General features: G+C 60.3%; 20 protein-coding genes. 7 read left to right on the top strand and 13 right to left on the bottom strand.

What is annotated here, in order from left to right; translation table 11 throughout:
• The first annotated feature begins 357 nt into the window (after positions 1 to 357).
• Genes arnB through arnF form a run of 7 tightly spaced genes read left to right on the top strand, consistent with a single transcriptional unit; the run spans position 358 to position 7733 of the window.
• The gene (gene arnB, locus C0560_RS19750; RefSeq protein WP_248859293.1) at positions 358 to 1506 is read left to right on the top strand and encodes a UDP-4-amino-4-deoxy-L-arabinose aminotransferase; all 1149 of its coding nucleotides are present in this window, start codon (positions 358 to 360) and stop codon (positions 1504 to 1506) included.
• Positions 1499 to 2482, top strand: coding sequence for an undecaprenyl-phosphate 4-deoxy-4-formamido-L-arabinose transferase (gene arnC / locus C0560_RS19745; RefSeq protein ID WP_100778518.1), 984 nt, complete (start codon positions 1499 to 1501; stop codon positions 2480 to 2482). Before arnB ends, arnC begins: the two co-directional genes overlap by 8 nt.
• The gene (gene arnA / locus C0560_RS19740; protein WP_107702672.1) at positions 2479 to 4461 is read left to right on the top strand and encodes a bifunctional UDP-4-amino-4-deoxy-L-arabinose formyltransferase/UDP-glucuronic acid oxidase ArnA; all 1983 of its coding nucleotides are present in this window, start codon (positions 2479 to 2481) and stop codon (positions 4459 to 4461) included. The genes arnC and arnA overlap by 4 nt, the downstream gene beginning before the upstream one ends.
• Entirely contained in the window at positions 4458 to 5360 is a 903-nt protein-coding gene (gene arnD, locus C0560_RS19735) for a 4-deoxy-4-formamido-L-arabinose-phosphoundecaprenol deformylase (RefSeq protein ID WP_248859292.1), read from the top strand. The genes arnA and arnD overlap by 4 nt, the downstream gene beginning before the upstream one ends.
• Positions 5357 to 7012, top strand: a complete 1656-nt coding sequence (gene arnT / locus C0560_RS19730; protein ID WP_129034752.1) for a lipid IV(A) 4-amino-4-deoxy-L-arabinosyltransferase — start codon at positions 5357 to 5359, stop codon at positions 7010 to 7012. The genes arnD and arnT overlap by 4 nt, the downstream gene beginning before the upstream one ends.
• The gene (arnE, locus tag C0560_RS19725; protein WP_107702675.1) at positions 7009 to 7347 is read left to right on the top strand and encodes a 4-amino-4-deoxy-L-arabinose-phosphoundecaprenol flippase subunit ArnE; all 339 of its coding nucleotides are present in this window, start codon (positions 7009 to 7011) and stop codon (positions 7345 to 7347) included. Before arnT ends, arnE begins: the two co-directional genes overlap by 4 nt.
• Positions 7344 to 7733 carry a 4-amino-4-deoxy-L-arabinose-phosphoundecaprenol flippase subunit ArnF gene (gene arnF / locus C0560_RS19720; RefSeq protein WP_248859290.1) on the top strand — a complete coding sequence of 130 codons (390 nt, stop codon included), beginning with the start codon at positions 7344 to 7346 and terminating at the stop codon, positions 7731 to 7733. The genes arnE and arnF overlap by 4 nt, the downstream gene beginning before the upstream one ends.
• Here the strand turns inward: arnF and acpT are convergent.
• The 13 genes from acpT to C0560_RS19655 are packed head-to-tail and all read right to left on the bottom strand — an operon-like array spanning position 7699 to position 19758.
• A complete protein-coding gene (acpT, locus tag C0560_RS19715; protein WP_100778524.1) occupies positions 7699 to 8298 on the bottom strand; it encodes a 4'-phosphopantetheinyl transferase AcpT in 600 nt (199 codons plus the stop codon). The genes arnF and acpT overlap by 35 nt on opposite strands.
• A 2-nt stretch (positions 8299 to 8300) precedes the next feature.
• Positions 8301 to 9530 carry a beta-ketoacyl-ACP synthase gene (locus C0560_RS19710; protein WP_248859289.1) on the bottom strand — a complete coding sequence of 410 codons (1230 nt, stop codon included), beginning with the start codon at positions 9528 to 9530 and terminating at the stop codon, positions 8301 to 8303.
• Positions 9527 to 10258: a 3-ketoacyl-ACP reductase FabG2 gene (locus tag C0560_RS19705; protein ID WP_248859288.1), complete on the bottom strand. Its 732-nt coding sequence runs from the start codon at positions 10256 to 10258 to the stop codon at positions 9527 to 9529. Before C0560_RS19705 ends, C0560_RS19710 begins: the two co-directional genes overlap by 4 nt.
• The gene (locus C0560_RS19700; RefSeq protein WP_248859287.1) at positions 10255 to 10728 is read right to left on the bottom strand and encodes a 3-hydroxy-fatty acyl-ACP dehydratase; all 474 of its coding nucleotides are present in this window, start codon (positions 10726 to 10728) and stop codon (positions 10255 to 10257) included. Before C0560_RS19700 ends, C0560_RS19705 begins: the two co-directional genes overlap by 4 nt.
• On the bottom strand, positions 10725 to 11894 hold the full coding sequence (locus C0560_RS19695) for a beta-ketoacyl-[acyl-carrier-protein] synthase family protein (RefSeq protein WP_123429817.1): 1170 nt from the start codon (positions 11892 to 11894) through the stop codon (positions 10725 to 10727). Before C0560_RS19695 ends, C0560_RS19700 begins: the two co-directional genes overlap by 4 nt.
• Before the next feature lies 1 nt (position 11895).
• Positions 11896 to 12477, bottom strand: a complete 582-nt coding sequence (locus tag C0560_RS19690) for a DUF3261 domain-containing protein (protein ID WP_129034812.1) — start codon at positions 12475 to 12477, stop codon at positions 11896 to 11898.
• On the bottom strand, positions 12477 to 14798 hold the full coding sequence (locus C0560_RS19685; RefSeq protein WP_248859286.1) for an MMPL family transporter: 2322 nt from the start codon (positions 14796 to 14798) through the stop codon (positions 12477 to 12479). Before C0560_RS19685 ends, C0560_RS19690 begins: the two co-directional genes overlap by 1 nt.
• A complete protein-coding gene (locus C0560_RS19680) occupies positions 14767 to 15372 on the bottom strand; it encodes an outer membrane lipoprotein carrier protein LolA (RefSeq protein ID WP_107702683.1) in 606 nt (201 codons plus the stop codon). The genes C0560_RS19685 and C0560_RS19680 overlap by 32 nt, the downstream gene beginning before the upstream one ends.
• The gene (locus tag C0560_RS19675) at positions 15369 to 15791 is read right to left on the bottom strand and encodes a thioesterase family protein (RefSeq protein WP_100778532.1); all 423 of its coding nucleotides are present in this window, start codon (positions 15789 to 15791) and stop codon (positions 15369 to 15371) included. The genes C0560_RS19680 and C0560_RS19675 overlap by 4 nt, the downstream gene beginning before the upstream one ends.
• A gap of 12 nt (positions 15792 to 15803) precedes the next feature.
• Entirely contained in the window at positions 15804 to 17486 is a 1683-nt protein-coding gene (locus C0560_RS19670; protein ID WP_248859285.1) for a glycosyltransferase, read from the bottom strand.
• Complete coding sequence (locus C0560_RS19665; RefSeq protein WP_248859284.1) at positions 17477 to 17830, bottom strand: hydroxymyristoyl-ACP dehydratase; 354 nt, start codon at positions 17828 to 17830, stop codon at positions 17477 to 17479. Before C0560_RS19665 ends, C0560_RS19670 begins: the two co-directional genes overlap by 10 nt.
• Complete coding sequence (locus C0560_RS19660) at positions 17817 to 19178, bottom strand: AMP-binding protein (RefSeq protein ID WP_248859283.1); 1362 nt, start codon at positions 19176 to 19178, stop codon at positions 17817 to 17819. The genes C0560_RS19665 and C0560_RS19660 overlap by 14 nt, the downstream gene beginning before the upstream one ends.
• Positions 19171 to 19758: a hypothetical protein gene (locus C0560_RS19655; RefSeq protein WP_248859281.1), complete on the bottom strand. Its 588-nt coding sequence runs from the start codon at positions 19756 to 19758 to the stop codon at positions 19171 to 19173. Before C0560_RS19655 ends, C0560_RS19660 begins: the two co-directional genes overlap by 8 nt.
• Position 19759 lies beyond the last annotated feature (1 nt).

Here is a 19759-nt window from a genome sequence, read left to right as displayed (position 1 = left end):
TTCGCTTTGGTTAAGCATTCGTTTACTATTTCTCTTCGTCGCGTACTGAAATATATCTTTAACATGGCGTGAGCAGGTTCACATAATTAATTCTCAATGACCTGTCGTGTAACGTCATGTTATTGAAGTTATTTTATGTGATCTCTGCGCTTGTAATCCGTTTTTTATTATTCCTCTCTTAATTTTTTCCTAATAAAAGAACGTTACTTTGGGGTTAGTTGAGGCTTTGTTGACATTAATGAAGGTACGACTGGATTTTATTTCGACTTTATTTAAAAAACATCCCGCACTATTTCGGTGAGTTGCCTGTAAAGACAGTCAGTTGATGATGCCTTTTATACCGCAAGGAAATTAATAATGAGTGATTTTCTGCCTTTTTCACGCCCGTCGATGGGTGCGGAAGAAATAGCAGCCCTGCAGGATGTTCTGGCGTCAGGCTGGATCACCACAGGGCCAAAAAACCAGGCGCTGGAAGAGGTATTTTGCACCCTGACAGGAAACCGTCACGCGATTGCCGTTAGCTCAGCCACGGGCGGAATGCACGTCACGCTGATGGCGCTGGGTATTGGTCCCGGCGATGAAGTGATCACCCCGTCCATGACCTGGGTGTCGACGCTGAATATGATCGTGCTGTTGGGCGCCACGCCCGTGATGATCGACGTCGATCGCGATAATCTGATGGTCACGCCGGATGCGATCGAAGCGGCCATCACGCCGCGCACCAAAGCCATTATCCCGGTGCATTATGCCGGCGCCCCGGCGGACATCGACGCTATCCATACCCTTGGCGAACGCTACGGGATTCCAGTTATCGAAGATGCCGCCCACGCCGCCGGAACTTACTACAAAGGCCATCACGTCGGCTGGCAGGGGACGGCGATCTTCTCCTTCCACGCCATCAAAAATATGACCTGCGCAGAAGGCGGGTTAGTGGTGACGGATGACGAACAGCTGGCGCAGCGCATTCGCAGCCTCAAATTTCACGGTCTTGGCGTCGATGCATTCGACCGTCAGACGCTTGGCCGCGCGCCGCAGGCGGAAGTGATCTCTCCGGGGTTTAAATACAACCTCGCGGATATCAACGCCGCGCTGGCCCTGGTGCAGCTCGGTAAACTGGGCAATGCCAACCACCGTCGCGCGGAAATCGCCAGCCGCTATTTGCTGGAACTTGTCGACACGCCGTTCATGCCTCTGAGCGTACCCGCCTGGCCGCATCTGCACGCCTGGCATCTGTTCATCATTCGCGTGGACGAAGCCCAATGCGGCATTACCCGCGACGCGCTGATGGAAGCCCTGAAAGCTCAGGGCATCGGCACTGGCCTCCATTTTCGCGCCGCCCACACGCAAAAATACTACCGCGAGCGCTTCCCGGATGTGTCCTTACCGAACACTGAATGGAACAGCGCGCGTATCTGTTCACTCCCTCTTTTCCCGGATATGACTCATGACGACACAACCCGCGTCATTGCCGCGCTCCATCAGCTTGCAGGACATGGACATGTTTAGCACACCGCCTGTAAAAAAAGTCTCGGTGGTGATCCCGGTTTATAACGAGCAGGAGAGTCTGCCGGAGCTGATTCGCCGGACCACAGCCGCCTGCGACACCCTGGGCAAGGAGTATGAAATCCTGCTGGTCGATGACGGCAGCAGTGACGACTCCGCGATGATGCTCACCGACGCCGCGCAGGCTGACGGCAGCCCTATCGTCGCGGTGCTACTGAACCGCAACTACGGGCAACATTCGGCGATCATGGCCGGTTTCAGCCACGTGACGGGCGATCTGATCATCACCCTCGACGCCGATCTGCAGAACCCACCGGAGGAGATCCCGCGTCTGGTGGCGACCGCTGACGAAGGTTATGACGTGGTCGGGACTGTGCGCCAGAATCGCCAGGACAGCGTATTCCGCAAGCTGGCCTCACGCACCATTAACCGCCTGATCCAGCGCACTACGGGCAAGGCGATGGGTGATTACGGCTGCATGCTTCGCGCCTACCGTCGCCACATTGTCGATGCAATGCTGCACTGCCACGAGCGCAGTACGTTCATTCCGATTCTCGCCAATACCTTTGCGCGCAAAGCCACGGAGATCCCGGTGCTGCACGCCGAGCGCGAGCACGGGGAATCCAAATACAGCTTTATGCGCCTGATCAATCTGATGTACGACCTGATCACCTGCCTGACCACCACGCCGCTGCGTCTGCTCAGCGTCTTCGGCAGCATCATTGCGCTGATGGGCTTTGCGCTCTCCGTTCTGCTGGTTGTGCTGCGTCTGGCCTATGGGCCGCAGTGGGCCGCGGAAGGGGTCTTTATGCTCTTCGCCGTACTGTTCATGTTTATCGGCGCGCAGTTTGTCGGCATGGGGTTACTCGGTGAGTACATCGGCCGAATCTATAACGATGTGCGCGCACGTCCGCGCTACTTTATTCAACGTGTTGTTCGTCAGGAACACACCTCCTCTCAGGAAGGAAATCACCCATGAAAGCCGTTGTTTTTGCCTATCACGATATGGGATGTACGGGGACATTAGCCCTTCTGGAAGCGGGTTATGACATCGCCGCGATTTTCACTCACCCGGATACCGCAGGCGAGAACCACTTCTTTAGCTCTGTGGCACGTATCGCCGCCGAACGCGAAATCCCGGTGTATGCCCCCGATGACGTAAACCATCCGCTGTGGGTGGACCGTATTCAGAAGCTCGCGCCTGATGTGATTTTCTCTTTCTACTACCGCAACCTGCTGTGCGATGAGATCCTCAGCGCCGCGACCGTCGGGGCATACAATCTGCACGGTTCCCTGCTGCCAAAATATCGCGGTCGTGCGCCGCTGAACTGGGTGCTGGTGAACGGCGAAACGGAAACGGGCGTGACGCTGCACCGCATGGTGAAGCGCGCGGATGCCGGGGCGATTGCCGCCCAGCAGCGCGTGAGCATTGAAGCGGATGACACGGCGCTGACCCTGCATCATAAACTCTGTAGGGCGGCACAGACGCTGTTGAATGATGCACTGCCTGCGCTGCGTCAGGGCATTCTCAAAGAGACCGAACAGAATCACAGTGAAGCCACCTGTTATGGCCGTCGTACCCCGGAAGACGGGCGTCTCGACTGGACCAGACCGGCAGCACAGCTGCACAATCTGGTGCGCGCGGTGACTGACCCGTGGCCGGGTGCCGTGGCTTATGTGGGGGCGAGTAAATTTATCGTCTGGAAATCCCGCGTGCGCGCGGACATTCCGGCAGCCAGGCCGGGGACGGTCATTTCGGCTTCCCCGCTGATTATCGCCTGCGGTGAACAGGCGCTGGAGATTGTCACCGGCCAGACGGAAAACGGCGTATATATGCCGGGCACGCAGCTGGCGCAGTCCTTAGGGCTGGTGAATGGCGCACTGGTGACCAGCGCGCCGTATGTTGCCGTGAAGCGTCGTACCCGCGTGCTGATCCTCGGCGTGAACGGTTTTATCGGTAACCATCTGACCGAACGTCTGCTGAAAGACGACAACTACGAAATCTATGGTCTCGATATTGGCTCGGATGCGATCAGCCGTTTCCTCGACTGCCCGCGCTTCCATTTCGTGGAAGGGGATATCAGCATTCACTCCGAGTGGATCGAATACCACATCAAGAAATGCGACGTGGTGCTGCCGCTGGTGGCCATCGCTACGCCAATCGAATATACCCGTAATCCGCTGCGTGTCTTTGAACTCGATTTTGAAGAGAACCTGAAGATCATCCGCGACTGCGTGAAGTACAACAAGCGCATCATCTTCCCGTCCACCTCGGAAGTGTACGGCATGTGCACCGATAGCGTGTTCGACGAAGACACCTCGAACCTGGTGGTGGGGCCGATCAACAAACAGCGCTGGATTTACTCCGTCTCAAAACAGCTGCTGGACCGTGTGATCTGGGCCTATGGCGAAAAAGAGAATCTGCGCTTCACCCTGTTCCGTCCGTTTAACTGGATGGGGCCGCGCCTCGATAACCTGAATGCGGCGCGCATTGGCAGCTCGCGCGCCATCACCCAGCTGATCCTCAATCTGGTGGAAGGTTCGCCGATTAAGCTGATCGAAGGCGGCAAACAGAAACGTTGCTTCACCGATATCAGCGATGGCATCGAAGCGCTGTTCCGCATCATCGAGAACAAAGACGGACTCTGCGATGGGGAAATTATCAATATCGGCAACCCGGAGAACGAAGCGAGCATCCGCGAACTGGCCGAAATGCTGCTTGCAAGCTTCGAACGCCACCCGCTGCGCGACCGCTTCCCGCCGTTCGCTGGTTTCAGCGAAGTGGAAAGCAGCAGCTATTATGGCAAAGGGTATCAGGACGTTGAGCACCGCAAGCCGAGCATCCGCAATGCGAAGCGCTGCCTGAACTGGACGCCGACGGTGGATATGGTTCAGACCATCGACGAAACCCTCGATTTCTTCCTGCGCACCGTGGAGCTGTCGGAACAGGCATCATGAAAAAAGTCGGTTTACGCATTGATGTCGATACCTTTCGTGGCACCCGCGACGGTGTGCCACGACTGCTGGAACTGCTGAGCGAGCACCAGGTGCGCGCCAGCTTTTTCTTCAGCGTCGGGCCTGACAACATGGGGCGTCATCTGTGGCGCCTGTTTAAACCGACCTTTCTGATGAAAATGCTGCGTTCACGCGCGGCCTCCCTCTACGGCTGGGATATTCTGCTGGCGGGCACCGCCTGGCCTGGCAAGCGCATTGGTGCGGGTAACGAAGAGGTGATCCGCGCCGCTGCCCTGAGCCATGAGGTGGGGTTACACGCCTGGGATCATCACGCCTGGCAGGCCTGGAGTGGCGTGTGGAAAATTCCCCGTCTGACCCGCGAAGTGGAGCGTGGTCTGATGGAACTCGAAGCGATCCTCGGCCAGCCGGTTCACTGCTCTGCGGTGGCGGGCTGGCGCGCAGATCAGCGTGTGGTGCGAGCCAAAGAGCCGTTTTCATTTCGCTATAACAGCGACTGCCGGGGCTGTGGGCCGTTTGTACCGCAGCTCGGCGAGACCCGGCTCGGCACCGTGCAAATCCCGGTGACGCTTCCGACCTGGGATGAAGTGGTCGGGCGGGAAGTCACGGCGGAGAATTTTAACCGCTATATTCTCGACTGCATTCATCGCGATACCGGCACGCCGGTCTATACCATTCACGCCGAAGTGGAAGGGATTGCGTATCAGCAGGATTTCGCCGCGCTGCTGCAATTGGCCGCCCAGGAAGGCATTCAGTTTTGCCCGTTAAGCGAGATGTTACCCGACGATCTCAGCACCTTGCCCGTCGGGAAAATCGTCCGTGATGAATTGGCTGGCCGCGAAGGCTGGCTTGGTTATCAACAAACCGTGAGCCCAGCGCCATGAAATCTGCGCGTTTTAGTGTCGCTCTTTTCGTTCTGTTTGCGCTTTACTATCTTCTGCCCGTCGATATTCGTCTGCTCTGGCAGCCGGATGAGACGCGCTATGCAGAGATCAGCCGTGAAATGCTGGCCACTGGAAACTGGGTGGTGCCGCATTTCCTTGGGCTGCGTTATTTTGAAAAACCGATTGCCGGGTACTGGATCAACAGTCTCGGTCAGATGCTGTTTGGCGACTCGAACTTTGCCGTGCGCGCCGGGGCGATCTTCTCTACGGGGCTGACCGCGCTTCTGGTTATCTGGCTGGCCTGGCGGATCTGGCGTGATAAACGCGTGGCGCTGACCTCGGGCGTGATTTTCCTGACTCTGCTGCTGGTCTACGGCGTAGGCTCGTACGCGGTGCTGGACCCGATGATCACCCTTTGGCTGGTCGCCGCGATGTGCAGCTTCTGGATGGCGGCGCAGGCGAATACCCGCGCAGGAAAAATCGGCGGTTACCTGCTGCTGGGGCTGGCCTGCGGCATGGGGGTGATGACCAAAGGTTTTCTGGCGCTGGCGGTGCCGGTTGTCGCCGTGCTGCCGTGGGTCATCGTGCAGAAACGCTGGAAAGAGGTGCTGTTGTACGGTTGGCTGGCGGTCCTGAGCTGCGTAGCGATCGTCCTGCCGTGGGCGCTGGCGATTGCCCATCGCGAGCCGGATTTCTGGCGCTACTTCTTCTGGGTCGAGCATGTCCAGCGTTTCGCCAGCAGCGACGCCCAACATAAAGCGCCGTTCTGGTACTACCTGCCGTTCCTGATGGCCGGGAGTTTACCGTGGCTGGCGCTGTTGCCCGGCGCATTGCGCCTCGGCTGGCGTGATGTGAAAGAGGCGCGCGGTGGGTTCTACTTGTTAGGCTGGGTGGTGATGCCGCTGCTGTTTTTCAGTATCGCGAAAGGCAAACTGCCGACCTACATTCTGCCGTGCTTCGCGCCACTGGCGATGCTGATGGCGCGCTATGCCTGGTCGCTTGTCGGAAACGGGGTCAAGGTCCTGCGCGTCAACGCGATCATCAATCTGGCGTTTGGCGTGCTGGGCGTCGTCGCGGCGCTGATCGTCTCGCCGTGGGGACCGACCAGACATCCGGTCTGGACTTCCGTCGAGCTGTACAAAGTCTTCTGCGCGGTAGTGGCATTTCTGGTCTGGGCGCTGGTCGGCTTGTGGACGTTACGCCGGGCGCAGCAGCGCTGGTGGCTGGCGGCGCTCTGTCCGCTGGGGCTGGGACTGTTGCTCGGGTTTGTGGTGCCGAATCGGGTGGTGGATTCCAAGCAGCCGCAGTCGCTGGTGGAGACCGTGCGACAACCGTTAACGGAGAGTCGCTTTGTGCTGGCGAACAACGTCGGCATTGCCTCCGGGCTGGCGTGGGACCTGAAACGCAGCGATATCATCATGTTTGGTCAGAGTGGCGAGCTGAAATACGGCCTGGATTATCCTGACGTGCAAGGACGCTACGTGGGCAAAGATGATTTCCGTCGCTGGCTGGCGGAACATCGCGCGCAGGGGAAAATTTCGCTGGTGATTCTGCTGTCGAAAAACGATGACCTCGCGCGCGCCGATCTGCCGAAACCGGACAGTCTCTATATTCAGGGACGTCTGGCTTACCTGCAGTATCTCCCGCAATGACGGTCTGGATCTGGCTGGGACTGGCAAGCCTGCTGAGCTGCGCGGGCCAACTCTGCCAGAAACAGGCCACGCGCCCGGCAAAAGACGGCGGGCGAGGGAGGCATATCGTCTTCTGGCTCGGCCTGGCGCTGCTGGCGCTGGGCGTCGGCATGGTGCTGTGGCTGATGGTGCTCCAGCGTTTGCCGGTAGGGATTGCCTACCCAATGCTGAGCCTGAATTTTGTCTGGGTGACGCTGGCAGCGAAAGCGTTCTGGCGCGAAAAGATCGCGTTCCATCACTGGCTGGGCGTGGGGCTGATCATGGCCGGCATTGTGCTGCTGGGAGGTAGCCTGTGAAGGGGGCATTCTGGGCGCTGTGCAGCGTCGTGCTGGTGAGCGGGGCGCAACTCCTGTTGCGCTCGGCGATGATGGCTTTGCCGCCGGTCGCTGAGCCGATCGCATTGCTTAGGGCATTGCAGCACTATGCCCCCGGCAGCGGCATGTTGCTGCTGGGCTTAAGCGGTTATGTCGCGTCGATGGGCTGTTGGTATCTGGCGCTGCACCGCATGGCGCTGAGCAAGGCCTATGCGCTGCTCAGCCTGAGCTACATTCTGGTGTGGATTGCCGCTATAGCGCTACCCGGCTGGAATGACTCGTTCTCCTGGACCGGGCTGGCGGGGGTTGGGCTGATTATCGCAGGGGTGTTGGTCATTTTTCGGCCAGTGGTGCAAAAGGCGAAATAGATTCAGGTGTCAGCGTAAAAGGCGTTGGTGTACAGACCGCCAGACTCAGGGACCCAAACTGAAGCTGGCTCACGGAGTGCGGCTGCTTTGCCGCGCTGTCGATGCTGACGATCTGCCAGGCACTGCCGCCGCGTTGTTTAACGATCGCTTCTTTGCGCGTCCAGATGCGCCAGAATGCCTGCAGTTTTTCCTCGGGCGTTTCGCGCTCCAGCTCATGATGTTCGGCCACGCTGAACACGGCGTTGGCCAGCGCCTGCCAGTTATCGCGCGGGCGAATGACTTCGATATCGCACCCCACTTCGCCTTCATCGCTCAGCAGCAGGGCAATATCATCGCCGCTGTGGCTCAGGTTAAACCACAGGGGACGATCGCCCACAAACGCCGGTTTTCCCTGTTCGCCAAAGACGATTTCCGGCAACGGGGCGGGCGATAACGCGCGGGTGAGCAGCGTCCGGCCCGCTAACCAGCGGGCGCGTCGGGCACCTTCGGGCGCCCTGTCTGCCAGCGCTGATGCATAGGGATCAGCGTTAAGAGTGGAAATTTTTCCCAGTACAAACTGGTACATAGTCACGCCCAGCGTTTGATGATGATCGAAGTATTGATGCCGCCAAATGCGAAGTTATTGCTTTGCAGATATTCACAATCAATCCGGCGGGCTTCCCCCATAATATAATCTAAAGCACCGCATTGCTCATCCGGTTGTCTTAAATTGAGGGTCGGGGCGAACCAGCCTTCGCGCATCATTTGCAGGCTCATCCACGCCTCCAGCGCGCCGCAGGCGCCGAGCGTATGACCGAAATAGCTCTTTAACGACGAAATCGGCACGTTATCGCCATAGATCGCTGCCGTCGCCAGGCTTTCAGCCATATCACCGCGATCCGTCGCCGTACCGTGGGCGGAGATGTAACCCATATCCATCGCGCTCAGTCCCGCCATTTTCAGCGACTTTTCCATGCAAATTTGCATGGTTTCACGCTGCGGCTGGGTGATGTGGGCGGCGTCGCAGTTGGTGGCGAAGCCGACGATCTCTCCGTAGATAGTCGCGCCGCGCGCTTTGGCGTGCTCCAGCTCTTCCAGAATCAGCGTGCCTGCGCCTTCGCCAATCACCAGACCGTCGCGCTGTTTATCGAACGGTGACGGGGTGGTTTTCGGCGCATCGTTGCGCTGGCTGGTGGCAAACAGGGTATCAAACACCGCCGCTTCTGACGGGCAAAGCTCTTCCGCGCCGCCCGCGACCATCACCGTCTGATAACCGTGGCGAATGGCTTCCCACGCGTAGCCAATCGCCTGGCTGCCGGAAGTGCAGGCGCTGGAGGTCGGGATCACGCGCCCGCGCAGGCCGAAGAACAGACCGGTGTTGACCGCCGTGGTGTGCGGCATCATCTGCACATAGGTGGTACCGGTGATGTTGTTGGTATGCTTTTCCGTCAGCATGGTGGCGAATTCGCTTACCGGGCCGGTACTGCCGGTGGACGAGCCGTAGGCGATCCCGGTTTCGCCGTTAGTCAGTACCGCTTCGCCAATCAGCCCGGCCTGCTCCAGCGCTTTTTCGGTGGCGCGCGTCGACAACAGTGACACACGCCCCATCGCGCGGATGCGTTTGCGGGTGTAATGCTCCGGCAGGGTGAAATTATCAATCGGTGCGCCAAGCAGAGTGTGCAGCCCGTCATAGACCTGCCATTCGGGCATTTTGCGCACCGCATTTTCACCGGCAAGAAGTCCCGCCGAAACCGACTGCCAGTCCTCTCCAAAGGCGGTGACGCCGCCCATGCCTGTAATGACCACGCGACGTGTCATAGCATTCCTCCGTTAATGGAAATGACCTGGCGGGTCACATAGCCCGCAATATCTGACATCAGGTAACTGGCCAGGCCAGCCACTTCGTCAGCCTGCCCCATACGTTTCATTGGGATGATGGACATCGCCTCTTTCAGGGCGGCCTCTTCCATTTCGATCATTCCGGTGTCAATCAACCCCGGTGCAATACAGTTGACGGTGATTTTGCGCTTCGCCAGCTCAATCGCCAGCGCTTTGGTGGCGCCGATGATTCCGGCTTTTGCCGCGCTGTAGTTCACCTGTCCACGGTTGCCCATCACGCCTGATACGGAGGAGAGCGTGATAATCCGCCCGCCTATGCGCAGGCCAATCATCGGCATGATGCACGGGTGTATGACGTTGTAAAAACTGTCGAGATTGGTGTGGATCACGCTGTCCCAGTCATCCTCGCTGAGGGCCGGGAACGCGCCGTCGCGGGTGATACCGGCGTTACTGACCACGCCATACCACGCGCCGTGGGTCTCGATCTCCTGCTCCAGCACCTCGCGGCACTGCTCGCGATTGCCGACGTCAAAAGAGAGCAAACGGCCCTGGCCGCCTGCCTGCTGGATAGACTCCAGCGTCTGCTGCGCGCCCTCGGCGTCGCGGTGATAATGCACGCCCACGATAAACCCGTCAGCGGCGAGTTGTCGGGCGATAGCGCGTCCGATGCCTTTGCTGGCTCCGGTGACCAGAACGGAACGATTCATGTGGATGATTCCTGATTAAAAAGCGAAGTTAACTCTTCCGCGCTCGGCTGGAAGGTATTGACGCGGCCTGTTGCCAGCGTGGTGCCGTCTGCGGCAATGGTGCATTCGAAGCTGCCAAAACGTTCGTCCTGCATCAGCAGCTTCACGCTGATTGTCAGCGCGGAACCCGCCGGGAAGCGCCCTTCGGCGCACACCAGTTCACGCGCGCCCAGCACCATACCCAGCGCGATACTGCTTTGCCCCTGCTGGTGGCGATGCCAGCCGGACCAGACGCCGACGGTCTGCGCCATCAGCTCAAGGGCATACCAGCCGGGTAGATCCCCATCGGCAGTGAGAAACGGTTCCAGCACGCTCTGAGGGCTGACACGCACGCCACACGCGGCGCTCTCTTCCGTGACGTTTTCCACCGTTTCCAGCAGCAGCATCGGTGCATCGTGGGGCAAATACTCCACGGGCGATAAATAACTCATGACACTCTCCCCAGCAAAATGCTGGCGTTGTTGCCGCCAAACGCGAACGAGTTAGACAAAATCACCGGTTTTTCCAGCGCGACGGGATGATGCAGCACGCCGCAGGACGGCAGGCTCGGATCGGGTGCATAGCGGGCAAAATCCTGCGCTGGCAGCGGCAGATCGCGGGTCAGGAGCAGCCAGCTGAGCGCGGCTTCCGTGATGCCCGCCGCGCCCAGCGTGTGGCCAGTCAAATGTTTGGTTGAACTGCACGGAACCGCCTCGCCGAAGAGGTCATGTACCACCTGCGACTCAATCTGGTCGTTCAGCGGCGTCGCCGTGCCGTGGAGGTTGATATAGCCAATCTCATCCGGCTTCAGGCCCGCTTCGTTAAGCGCCTGGGTGATGGCGCGAATCGCCCCTTCGCCCTGCGGATGTGGCGCGGAAATGTGGTAGGCATCGCTTGATTCGCCGGTACCCAGCAGCGCGACGGGCTGCGGTTCGCGGGTCAGAATCATCAGCGCCGCGCCTTCGCCGATGGTGATCCCGCGACGGTCGCGGCCAAACGGCTCGCACAACGTGGTGGAGAGGGATTCGAGGCTGTGGAATCCATTGACCGGCATCCGGCTCAGCGTATCCGCACCACCAACGATGGCGATATCCGCCAGCCCGGCGTCAATCAGACGGCGGCCGCTGATGATTGCGCGCGCGCTTGAGGAACAGGCAGTAGAGAGCGTAAACGCCGGGCCTTCGAGCTTCAGCCAGTTGGCGAGAAAGCGCGACGGATCGCCCAGCTCCTGCTGCGGATACTGCCAGCGCGTGCTTGCTTCGCCGTTCAGGGACAGACGCACGTGCTCATCGCCCTCATCCAGCCCCGAGGTGCTGGTGCCGAGTACCACGGCCACGCGGTCGTGGCCGAAACGGGCAATCGCCTCGTCAACGGCGGGCTGTATCTGCGCCAGCGCGGCCAGCAGCAGCTGATTGTTGCGCGTGCGGTGAGCGGCGGCGTGGTCCGGAATCGGCGGCAGTTCGCCCTCGACGCCGCCGAGCACGATCTCCTCACCGCCCTGGAGCCAGCCTGCGCGGCTGTGCATGCCCGGTGCGACGCCACGCGCCAGGTTTTCGGCGATCTCGTTGGCCGAATTACCCAGCGCATTCACCATGCCCACGGCAGAAATATAGATCATCTTAGTCACCCAGATATTGAATGGTGATGTGGTAGTTAAAGACGTGCTGTTGGATGCTGATCGGCTCGCGTTTGCCTTTGCGCTGCAGATAGACAATCTCGGTCACCAGCGTGCCGCTGGCGTTGCGCAGCTCGCGGCGATCGCCCTTATCCGCAAGCGTCCAGCCCTTCGGCAGCTGCGGCAGCCAGGCGCTGATCGGCCAGTGGCTGAGCATCACGTCGGCCAATACCTGACTGGCGGGCGGCAGTTGCGGCACGATAATCGACTGCTCGGTGTGGATACCGGTCTTGTCATAGGTGGCGAGAAACAGGCGGATCCCCACCGACGACAGCCCGGCCAGCGTGATTTTATCCGCGTCGGCGTTGAGCATCACCAGCAGCGATTGCGTCTGGCCGTTGAAGCTGCCCGTCAGCAATTGCTGAGAATTGACCGCCGGAGAAATCCCCGGCGCAGGCAGCGTCACTTTGGTACCCGGCTGCAGCCAGGCCTGCGGGCGCGTGCCGTCACTGTTTTGCGTGGAGTGGCTACAGCCTGCCAGCAGCAGAGTCGCCATCAGGGCGAGCGCGCGGCCAAACGGGATCATCATCGTTTTCTCTCTCTTTTAGCTGGCATCGCCAGCGGAGCCAGCAGGAAGGCGGTGAAAATACCGCTGACCAGCACAATGCCGAAGCTGCTGATCGCCTGCGTGGCGCTAAAGACCAACATGCCGAGGGTCAGTAACGTGGTCATCATCGCCAGCGTAATCGCCAGCATGGAAGTAAGCGGTGTACCGCGCGGATTGCTGAAGAACAGGGTGTAGTTAATGCCAATCCCCAGCACCAGCACGAGGGCCAGCAGCGAAAACAGATTCACCGGATGGCCGGTTGCCGCCAGTGCTGCCAGACCACAGCCCAGCGACAGCACCGATGGCACCAGGCTTATCAGCCCCTTACGCCAGCCGAGACGCACCATCGCCCCGCAGGCGATCACCGCCAGCGCGACCAACAGCAGGCCCGTCAGCACGTTGCGATACAGGGAAAACAGGCTGTCGAAGCTCGCTTTGCGATCCACCCACGCCACACCCGGATGCGCTGCCGCCAGTTGGCTCAGCGCCGCGCTGTTTTTCACGCCGTCGACCGGCACCAGCACGCCGCTGTGGCCGTCGGGCAGCGTCAGCCACAGCAGACGCCAGCCTTCACTCGCCGGGCTGGCGAGCCAAGCGTCTGTGGTCACGTCCATGGCGTTCAGATCGGGTGAAACGCTCGTCAGCCCTGCGCCTTGTAAGACTTTCGTCACTGCCGGTGCGGCCTTGTGCAGCAAGGCCAAATCACTTTTCTGCCGCGTCAGCGAGTTCAGGGGAAGGGTGCGGAACGCTTTTATTTCACCGACTTTTTGCACCTGCGCCAGCGCAGGGGTGAAGGCTTCCAGCCGCTCCAGCGTTTGCTGGGCGGAATCACCGTAGACCACAAACCATTTCTGATCGACGCTCTGCCCGGTGAGGGCGGTAATGGTTTTTTCCTGCGCCAGAATCGCTTTCGGCAGCGCCTGGAGCTGGGCGATATCGTCATCCACCCGCAGGCTGGCGATCCCGACCACGGAGACCACGGCCAGCACGACTGGCAACCCGACGGAGAGCGCCTTGTTGCGCCGCCAGGCGGCCAGCCAGCGCAGCATCAGCACCATCGCTGGCACCGGGCGAACAGGCAGCCCACGGCACAGCCACGGATGCCAGAAAATCACTGTCAGGCAGGAGGCGCTCAGCCCCACGGCGGCAAACACCGCCATCTGACGAATGCCAGGGAATGGGGCAAGCATCATGATGAAGTAAGCCGCCACGGTGGTCAGCAGGGCCAGCAGCAGGGCGTTACGCACTTTCGCCAGGCTTTGCCACGGCGAATCCTGCGCGCCGTGGACCATCCGTTCGGTCAGGTAATAGAGCGTGTAATCCGCGGAAATCCCGATGATGCTCATGCTCATCACTAGCGTCATCAGATGCAATTCGCCAAAGATTGTCAGCGTGGCGACGGTTCCGGCCAGCGCGCCGATGCCGATGGAAATCAGGCATAACAGCAGCGGGCGCAGGGAGCGGAACACCGCCACAATCAGCAAAATCACCCCCAGAAGGGTGGCGACGCCGAGAGTCGAAATATCCTGTTTTGCCTGCTGGCTGGCGTAGTCGCTGTAAAACACGGTGCCGCGCGATAACAGCTGAGCCTGCGGGAAAGCCGTTTTCAGCTCACTTTCCAGACCCTGCAGCGTCGTCACCAGACGGTGCGTTTGCTGCATATCAAATGACTCGCCCGCCAACTCGCCGTGCAGTAGATACCAGTAGTTTCCTGCGGCGTCCTGGGTCACCAGCCAGCCGTCCATCAGCCGCAGTTTTTGGCTGTTTTGCGCCAGCGCCAGCTGCGAACCGCGCATCAGCATCAGCGGGTCGTTTTGCAGCTCTTTGCCGCTGACGCCGGAGAAGGCCGAGTACAGCTGAGATAAGATCCACTGGGCCTGCGCCTCCCCGCCGTTTTGCAGGCGGGCGCGGGTGGCACTGTCAAGCAGGCCGTTACGGTGCTGCCAGAAAAATTCGCCCCAGGCTTTTTGGCTGTTGGCATCCATCGGGCCTTTGACCTGGCTGAGGGTGTCCGATTTTTGCAGCAGGGTTAACCACCGCTGAGCCACGCGCGGGTCCGGCGTTTTACCGGGGCTGACCAGCCATACCAGCTGACGGTCCAGACGCTGCATAAATCCGTCGTTGAGCGCAGGCGGGATCGCCCCGAGCGTCTGCTTGGGCAGCATCGCCAGCACGCTGCTGTTGAGTCGCGCGCCGGGCAGCAGCGACAGCAGGACGCCCAGCAGAACCAGGCATACCACACCCCAGAGCAGCGCCGGGCGCCGGGTGTTACGGTGCGGCAAAGCGTTGGCGTTCGTCATGAGTCAGGCTGGCGGGCGTCAGTTGATGGCGGGAAAGGACGATATCTGTGCGGTCGCCCTGCTTGTCGTTGAGCTGGATCGACTCCAGATAGGTCGCGCCACCCAGATTCATAGTGGCGAAAATCTTGTCCAGCGGCGTGGTGATGGGCGTGAGCACCAGCGACCAGCGGCCCGCGCCGAGATCCTTAAAATCTATGCGGAAGTTCTCTTCCAGCACGTGGCGGTCGGCCTGGAAAAGGGCGCGCAGCAGATGGTTAAACTGGAACATCTGCGGGTTGTTCTCGGCGGTGATCGTCTGCGGCGGCTGGCCGTTGATCGCCTGCACCATGCGTTTGTCGTCCAGCAGCAGGGTCATCGGGAACGGGGCTTTCTGATCCCACAGCAGACCGTCGTCGCGGGCAATCAGCATTTCGCCCTGCGAGCGCAACGGCTGCGGCAGGTCTTTGATGGTGCGGGTCTGCTCGAAATGCGCGCGCACCACGGGCTGCTCGGTAAAGCGCTGCTGCAGTTCATCGAGCGTAACCGCGCTGACCAGCGGGCTGACCAGCAGCGCCAGCAGGGGCAACCATTTCATGGCGTAACTCCCATTCGTTCAAACAAAATCGCCGGGCTGACGAAACACAACTCCTGGCTGCTCTCTTCCACGGCCACCTGGATGGTGTACCCGGTGGTGGTTCGCTTTCCGGTTTCGGCGTCGAAAATCTGGTAGGCGATACGCAGACGATTTTCAAACTCTTCGATGTGCGCCCGGACGCGGATGCGCTGTTCGAATTTCACCGCATCGCGGTACTTCACCCGCGTATCGACCACCGGCCAGACGTAGCCGGATTCCTTCATCTGCCGATAGCCATAATTAAACTGGTTGAGTAGCGCCTCGCGGGCGATCTCAAAGTAGCGGAAATAGTTACCGTGCCAGACCACGCCCATCATATCCACGTCGTGGAAAGGGACGGTCAGCTCGACGTCAGTCGTAAAACGGGGATCGGTCAGCACCCTTTACTCCTTCTATTTGGCATCCGGCAGATGCCAGAAATCGAAAAAATTAAACCAGTCGAGCGGCGACATGAGCGCGTAATGCTCGAGGCGTTGTGCATAGCGATCAACGGTCTGCTGCAACGCCTGCTGGCGCTCGCCGCGCGGCAGTAACAGCGGATCGGCAAAGGTTTCGCAGTGAATGTGCAGCTTCTCCTGCTGGCGCAGCGCGAAAATCAGTGCCACCGGGCAGCGCAGAATAGAGGCGAGAATAAATGGCCCCTGCGGGAACGGAGCCTGTTTTCCCATAAATTCGCTCCAGATTACGCGCCACTCGCCGCCGCGCTGTGGATTGACGGCGATACGATCGCCGACGATCGCCACCCATTCACCGCGATCGAGCTTCTCTTTCAGGGCGATGGCGGTTTCCGGCCCGATATCGGTGACGGGCATCAGGTTCAGCCCAGCCTGGGGGGCCATCTCCTGCATGATCTGTTTAAAGCGCTGGGCGTTATCGCTGAACACCAGCGCGTTGATGGTTTTGCTGCCGTCGAGTTGCGCCAGCGCGCGGCAGGCTTCGACATCGCCGAGATGCGAGGCCAGCAGTAGCTTGCCCTGTGGGGCCTCAACGTTCAGCGCTTCGCGCGCGCCGGGTGCAAAGACCACATCCCGGTTCATCTTCAGCTCGCCGCGCCAGCCCGCGACTTTATCCAACATCGAATTGCCGAAGCGCATAAAGTGGAAAAAGCTGTTACAGCGCGGCGGCAGCGGGCGGTTTTGTGCGTGAAGCACGTCAGCCACGCGCGCCAGCCACTGCTGCGACGCCTGTCGCGCCGGGCGGGCGATCAGCCAGTAAACGCCGATCACTGGCCATAGCAGCAGACTGAAGGCGCGGCGTCCAAAAAGCTGCCAGACGCGCAGCATCAGGCGCATGCCCCACAGCCCTTTTACTTCCTGCTGCTCGGCCCAGTGCTCGCGACGGCGACGCAGCAGAAGCGAAGGCATACGCGGCAGCATGCCGAAGAACAGGCGGGTGTGCATCAGGGAGATGCGGACGTTGTCTTTCAGGGCATCGAAATGGGACAGGCCATCGTGGGGATAGGTCACCCGCGTCGGCACAAAATAGCTGGTGTTGCCCTGCCAGTAGAGGCGGACCATCACTTCCGTATCAAAATCCATCCGCTTGCCGAGGGTGGCGTGTTCTGCCAGTTTCAGCGTGGGGGCCACGGGATAGATGCGGAACCCGCACATGCTGTCTTTCAGCTGCAGCGACAGGGTTTCGATCCACACCCAGACGTGGGTGATCCAGCGGCCATAGAGGCGCGAGCGGGGGATCGAATCATCATAAATAGGCTGGCCGGAGATCAGCGCATCCGGGTGGCGTTCGGCCAGCGCTAACAGTTGCGGAATATCTTCAATGGCGTGCTGTCCGTCGGCATCCACCTGCACCGCGTGGGTAAACCCTGCGCGGGAAGCCGCCTCCAGCCCACGGATGACCGCCGTGCCTTTGCCGGCATTTTCCGGCAGCCGGATGAGTGTGACCTGCGGATAGGCACCCGCCAGGCGTTCCAGCTCCAGACGGGTGCGCTCGTCACTGCCGTCATCGACGATCAGGCACGGCAGCGCGCACGATTCCAGCCGCGACAGCACGCTCGCCATCATCGCGCCGTGGTTGTAGCAGGGGATCAGTACGCAGGGGCGGAACGTCAGCGACATAACCGGATCTTCCCGCTGCTGGCGGTGTGGCGCGCGTCGCCGTCGTGACGCTGATAGCTAAAGGTGAGGATCTGGCGTTCGGCATTCCATTTGAGCGTCAACGTGACGGTGGCATCCGGCAGCAGCGGCGCCTGGAACTTTACATTCTGAATGCTGTGAAAACGGTATTCCGGTGCCAGCAGCGTGGTGGCGTAGTGCATCACCCAGTCGAGCTGTGCGACGCCCGGCAGCAGCGGCTGCACGGCAAAATGGCCCTGGAACCAGAACAGCATCGGGTCGAGATGCAGGACAATCTCAAGATTCTGTGGCTGCGACTGGTGGCGCTCGATTTCATGGATTTTCATGAAACAACTCCTGTAACTGCGCATAGACACGCTTGTTCATGCTGTTGACGGGCATCTCATCGATGATCCGCCAGTAGCGCGGCACGGCGACCGGCTCAAGCCATGGCAGCAGGGCACGGCGCCAGGCAAACTCCTGCGCTTTATTGCCCTGCTGATGCAGACGCTGACGCGCGTCGTCGTTGAGCACCAGCAGTACGCCGATACCCTGGCGACCCCCGCGTGTGACGGGCAGGGCGGCGACTTCGCGAATGCCGTCCAGCGTCAGCAGACGCTGCTCAATTTCATTGAGCGAAACGCGCTTCTCTTCGATTTTGACCACCCGGCCACGACGTCCGGCGATGCTGAACGTCCCGTTATCCTCAAAGTGCAGGATATCGTCGAGCGGTAAGCCTTCGGCCTCGTGGATCAGCGGCGAGGTGACATGGCAGGTCTCCCCGTCGTGACGGAAATGCACGCCGGGGAACGGAAGCCACGGAATCGACGCCTCCTGATGATGCCGCCAGGCCAGAATGCCGGTCTCAGTGCTGCCGTAAATTTCATCCGGCCAGACGTTCATCCAGCGATGCGTGGCGGTGACATCATCCCACGGCAGCATACCGCCCGCAGAGAGCAGCATTGCCACGGGAGGCGGCGCAAGCTGGGTGTCGAGACGCTTCAGAAACGCCGGACTGCTGATAAATACGTAGCGCCGGTCATGGGGCAGCGCCGCCAGCTGTTCGGCGTAGTAGAGCATTGCCGCGTGCAGCGACAGCCCCTGTGACAGGGGTAAAAAGATGCGGAACGTCAGGCCGTACAAGTGCTGCGGCACCACGGAGGCGACAATACTGCAGCCCGTCAGCCTCTCGCCAAAACGGTCGGCCAGCAGACTGGCTTCGCGATCGAGGCGGGCGACAGGTTTTATGATGCGTCGTGGTGCGCCGGTCGAGCCAGAGGTGAACAGCTCGACAAAACTGTCTTCGCCAATCGGCGGCAGCGGCGTGAAGGTGTCTGCGCTGCGACGGGCTGAATTCACCACGATCAGACGGCCCTGATAGCTCAGGGTTTGATCGCTCAGCACGCCGCTGAACAGTGCGCGCTGTTCTTCGAGCAGCGACACGCGGCTGTGGCCGGGGATCACCGGCGTTTTTCCCGCATGCAGCGTCGAGAGCAGGGCGACGATAAACAGGTAGCTGTTTTCAAAGCACAGCGCCCAGCGCTCGCCCTCCTGCTGACGGAGCATGTTGGTCAGGGAGGAGACGTCGTGACGGAGCTGCCCGAGTGTCCAGGTGTGATCGTCAAGCCAGGCGATCGGCGTATCATCCGGGCGCGGCGCGTTCAGCCACTGCCCCAGAGGAAGGGGTTTAGTCATGTGCTTCACTTTTTTTAATCACCCGTTGACGCACCAGCCACTCCGTCGCCATGAGCGTCCCCATCAGGATGTACGCGATCATGCCGTTCCACAGCGTCCAGAGCCGCATCTCGCCGTGGATGACGGTAAACAGCGCCACTGAACCGTTCACAATGAAAAACCCGCACCACACGCGGGTGACATTGCGGGTGTAGCGAACGCCTTCCGGCGGCAGTTGGGGATCGCGCAAACGCGCCAGCCGTTCGACCAGCGGCATTGCCGTCCACAGAGAACCGCCAAACACGGCCAGCATCACCAGATTCACCACCACGGGATAGAGCAGCAGCCACTGGTGCGCTTTCAGCAGATAGCTCGCCGTGCAGAGGGCAATGCCCGCCAGCGCCACGCTTTGCACCACAACGCGCATCGGCCCGGCGTTATGCCGCGCCTGACGCAGGCGACAGACCAGCAGCAGTGCCATCAGCGGCAGCAGCCAGTGCAGGCTGTTGTGCGTCAGCCCAAAGCCAATCAGAAATGGCCAGGCGAGCAGCATCAGCCCCGTCAGCAGCGGGATGGCCGGAAAAGATCGTCCGCCACGCATG

Origin of the sequence: Lelliottia sp. AC1, from assembly GCF_023278595.1 — a bacterium.
Taxonomy (GTDB): domain Bacteria; phylum Pseudomonadota; class Gammaproteobacteria; order Enterobacterales; family Enterobacteriaceae; genus Enterobacter; species Enterobacter nimipressuralis.
The sequence above is the reverse complement of the archived record's forward strand: the minus strand, read 5'-3'. Positions and strand labels throughout refer to the sequence as shown.